This is a genomic window from Streptococcus sp. 1343 (genome assembly GCF_013277355.1).
In the GTDB taxonomy this organism is placed as follows: Bacteria; Bacillota; Bacilli; order Lactobacillales; family Streptococcaceae; genus Streptococcus; species Streptococcus pseudopneumoniae.
Window position 1 is genome coordinate 1 of record NZ_VMMT01000110.1, and the last position, 4,164, is coordinate 4,164.

Consider the following 4,164-nt stretch of genomic DNA (forward strand, 5'->3'; position numbering starts at 1 on the left):
TCCAAGAAGCTCTTAAGACTATCGAACTCTGTAAAGAGAGGCAAACAAGTTACCAACTAGCTCCCCTGCTCGTTCTCGTTGGAAATTGTGGAACACAATTCCTTGGCAAAGAACAAGTCAAAAATTATTATATAGAAGCAAGAGAGCTATGCAAGATTTATAACAATCCTTTCTCTGTGAAAATCGCAAGTTTTTCCCACCTTTTCTCAATACTGAAACAACATCTTTCCAGAACTTCAATAATTTCTTTTTGTGTTAAATCATTATTTAACTAAATCTTTGGAGGCAATACGTTTTCAAAGCTACTTTTTACCATAGATTTTGAGCTTTCAACACATATTACTAAGCCAAAAATGCTCTAAATTTTTGAAATTCTAACAAATTCCACTCAACTTTATCATCATATTTGACTTTCACAATATCTTTCTCAAAATAACATGGAATAAAGATAGTTTTCTTTTGAAACGGGTTCAGAAGTAACCGTATCAAGTGCTAATAATGCTTGAGTTAATTTACAAGAACCTACTCCAGTGAAATGATCCTATCACATTGCCGTGCTTGCTCCATGTTATGCGTAACAATCAAAATTGTTTTACCAAATTGATCTCTCAAAGTTCGAATCAAATCGAATGCTTTTTGAGACATTTCAGGATCTAACGATCCGGTTGGTTCATCTGCTAGGACAATATCTCCGGGCTTTAAAATAGCTCTCACAATCGCAATTCTCTGCTGTTCACCTCCCGATAATTCATTGACTTTACTATTTAACCGATTTTGTAGACCAACAAATTCTAGCGTTTCCTTGATTCTCTGCTCTTTCTCCTGTCTAGAGAAATTCGAAAAAGTCATGGCAAGCATCAGGTTATCTTTCACACTAGATGTAGAAATGAGTGCATTGGATTGAAAAAGATAGTTGATGACATTCCTTCGATAATGAACTGCTGATTGCGAATTTACCTTAGGCAAAACTTTTCCGTTGATTAGGATTTTACCACTGTCAACAGTATCCAATAGTCCAATCATATTGAGGATAGTCGATTTTCCAGAACCAGAAGGTCCTACTAAAGCTACAAATTCATTTTCCTCAATATCAAAGCTTAAGTCTTTGAAAATTTCTCTTGAACCAAATTGTTTTGATACATTTTGTACTGAAATTCTAGACATGAGATTACTCCTTAAATGATTGTATGATACTCTCTCCTTCTTTACGGAACAAACTGAAGTAAAGAAGCATTATCTGAAAAGCAAATGTAGCTAGTGTCATGACTATTCCCAACTTAGAACCCACCAAGATAGAAACGATTAGTTCCATCACAGAAAAACTAATAATGAGAGAAACCACACCAATATATCTTTTCCATGGTGAGAATCCCATAAAGTATTGAACATACAATTTTTCTTCAAATAACAAGCGGTACATTAAGACAAAACTCCAGAAAATAGCCATCATCGTAATGATGATAATCGCTATAATCGTGCCGAAAAGATAAAATGTATAACTCAGATCTTTTTGAAGACCATTGATAAAGTTCTTGACAGTTGTAAAACTCAACCGATTATCCGTTAAATCTGGAAATTCTGTTTCTAAAACGGACACTACCTGTTCCATTGTTTCCCTATCACGAATCTTCAAAAGACCATTATAGCCGCTGACAACTAAGTTTGCCGACTCCATGAAATATAGATTCTCTGGTGTTGAGACAAAAATAACTGGATTCTCACTAGTTGTACCATAAGAAATGGAATCTGACCAAGTAAATATTGGTCGAGACGGTTGGTAAACCTTGAACATAAATTTCGGATTTTCTGTGAAATTAGTTTGTAAATCTCCCGGTTTTACAGTGACACTTTCCTGTAAATAAGCCTTCATCGCCTCAAGTTCTTCTGTATTGAGCGTGTTAGGTAGAAGATAAAGTCGAGTACCATTCCTCATCTCTAGCAACTCCTCATCACTTAGGGGAATACCTAACTCTTGCAGGTAATTATAGGAGAATTTCAAATACCAAAATGGTTTTTTAGGGACATGTTGGTATGTCCCATAGACTGCATCAAGGTACTCCTGATTAAGAAATTTTCCTTGGGCAATATAGACACCTGGAAGCTCAGATATACGCTGGTAAAAGTTATACATACTACGCTCAAGGGAATTTGTAGTTCCTGCATATGTACCTACATCATCTCCCTCAACAAAGCTGGAGATAACGTACATATCTTCAACATTTTTCCACTCCCTAGATACTTTCATATTATCAATAAACTGATTCGTTGGAGCATCTAAAGAGTAACTGACTGCGATTAACAAACCAGCTACCAAGGTATAGAATAACAAGCAGGTTACCATTAAAGGCTTCATTGGTAATCGTTTATGAATTGCGGCTAATGGAGAAACCGAATAAACAATAATCGTTGGAATAATGAATATCAATAGTAGCAACAAGACTGAGAGGCTGACTCCAGCAAAAACTAGAATAAACGATGATAAACCAAAACTAGACCAGCCTGACAACAACCAACTACATAAAGAGATAATTGGAATAATGTAGATTGAAAATAGTAGAGAATTTTTGAAAAAAGCAGACCATAATTCTTTTCTATCCCATCCTAAAAGAATCAATGTTCCGAAATGTTTAAAGGATTGAAGAACACAGATTAAGAATAGAATCAGTAAAATGAAGGCATTTACTAAGATGCTGATAGCAAGTATTATTCCCCAAATTCCCTGATCAGTACTACTTCCAAAACTTTCTTTTGTCAAATCCTCAACAGAAATACCTGACATCTTTGAAAGATGCAACAGAAAGTTATCTCTTGAGACAGCATCGTGGAGACCATTGATATGGTATATCCCATTGATCGTATTAGTGTTTTGAAAAGTATAATCTAATCGTTCAATGACTACAGGTGTGCTAAATAATAAATCTGGAAGCTCGTAAAGCATATTATTTGAGCCTTTGTCAAGTCCAATAGTCATACTATTATCACTATGAGATAATAAATCTGCAAATTGTTGTTGTGAGACTACTATTTTACCCGTACTTTCAAAATCTGAAAAACCAGCAGAGCTGCCAAGGATGTCTATATAAATCCTATTTAGACCTTCTCCTGTATCACTACTTTCAGAACGTTTTGTCCATATGGACAAGTCACTCTGTTCTAAAAAATAATTAAATACATCTTGTGATTGCTCTTCTGTTAACTTCTGAAGATAAACTGTTACAGTTTCGGAATGATGATTATAACTCTGCCATGACTGTTGATACTGTAAACCTGCTAAAAAAATTGCCACCAGAGCAAGTAAGACACTCTGGATGGCAATCAAAAACAGGATTAAGTATTTCATTTTACCTAATAACATGTTTTTGTATGTCATAGGTACTTACCTACAATTCCAGTAACATTCAGCTGTAGCAGTTCCGATGAATTTAGAAACACGTGCTTCTACTCCAGGTGATTGCCAGCCTGAGAATGCCCCGTTAGCAGTTGCTGAGTGTTCGTAAACACTAGACTGAACATTTGAATAGCTCCAAAGGCCAGCAGTACGACCATAATCCCAATAAACTGCAGTACCTTTATACCAAACTGTTGCAGCTGAAACAATCGAACCACCTGCACCAGCTAAAGTCAGTGCAAGTAAAGATGTTGTAATTATTTTTTTTATGCTTTTCTTCATCGTAAAGCCCTCATTTCTTTCACTTAAAATCTAACAATAACAATGACTGCATTTAGAAATATCAACAAATCATACCCTAGTACATCGGAATCCCTTCTTTCTAATTAAAAATTAGATAAAACAGAAATACTATATAGTTAATAGTATTTTCATCATTTAATCAACTAATCAGCCTTCCCAACATCAAGACCATTGGACTTCTTTTGCGATTGCACTCGAATCTCCAATTGTTTATTCTTCTGAATAAACTGTTGGTAAGGAATTGTATTACTAAACATAAAAACACCTAGCAATGCAAATGTAACTAATTTTTTAATTCCACGTTTTTTTCTCATGCAATGAAACCCCTTTCTTTTTTATTCTAACAGATATATTTTATTTAGTCAAGTATTTTTATGTAATTTTTAACTTTTTTTTTTGTTTATTACCATAAAGAATTATTTATTCCTTTAACTTGCTATTTTGAACTAAAAACTTTATAATGAAATTAAGCA

At 34.4% G+C, this 4,164-nt stretch carries 4 protein-coding genes and 1 pseudogene; 1 reads left to right on the forward strand and 4 read right to left on the reverse strand.

Annotated features, from left to right (window positions below; translation table 11 throughout):
- A pseudogene (locus tag HT709_RS11450) lies at positions 1-275 on the forward strand (XRE family transcriptional regulator); the annotation flags it as partial.
- A gap of 247 nt (positions 276-522) precedes the next feature.
- Here HT709_RS11450 and HT709_RS11455 read toward each other — a convergent pair.
- The 4 genes from HT709_RS11455 to HT709_RS12140 all read right to left on the reverse strand — a co-directional run bounded on the left by HT709_RS11455 (position 523) and on the right by HT709_RS12140 (position 4,005).
- Positions 523-1,164, reverse strand: coding sequence for an ATP-binding cassette domain-containing protein (locus HT709_RS11455; protein ID WP_000087002.1), 642 nt, complete (start codon positions 1,162-1,164; stop codon positions 523-525).
- Positions 1,165-1,168: 4 nt separating this feature from the next.
- On the reverse strand, positions 1,169-3,370 hold the full coding sequence (locus tag HT709_RS11460; protein ID WP_000221426.1) for an ABC transporter permease: 2,202 nt from the start codon (positions 3,368-3,370) through the stop codon (positions 1,169-1,171).
- 6 nt (positions 3,371-3,376) lie between these two features.
- Positions 3,377-3,670 (reverse strand): hypothetical protein, encoded by a 294-nt coding sequence (locus HT709_RS11465; protein ID WP_000748217.1) that lies wholly within the window; start codon positions 3,668-3,670, stop codon positions 3,377-3,379.
- Between the two features lie 164 nt (positions 3,671-3,834).
- Entirely contained in the window at positions 3,835-4,005 is a 171-nt protein-coding gene (locus tag HT709_RS12140; RefSeq protein ID WP_001227862.1) for a PhrA family quorum-sensing system peptide, read from the reverse strand.
- Between the last annotated feature and the right edge of the window lie 159 nt (positions 4,006-4,164).

Coding starts and splice junctions, on each gene's coding strand:
- HT709_RS11455 (WP_000087002.1), bottom strand. CDS start 1,164: ATGTCTAGAATTTCAGTACAAAATGTATCAAAACAATTTGGTTCAAGA.
- HT709_RS11460 (WP_000221426.1), bottom strand. CDS start 3,370: ATGACATACAAAAACATGTTATTAGGTAAAATGAAATACTTAATCCTG.
- HT709_RS11465 (WP_000748217.1), bottom strand. CDS start 3,670: ATGAAGAAAAGCATAAAAAAAATAATTACAACATCTTTACTTGCACTG.
- HT709_RS12140 (WP_001227862.1), bottom strand. CDS start 4,005: ATGAGAAAAAAACGTGGAATTAAAAAATTAGTTACATTTGCATTGCTA.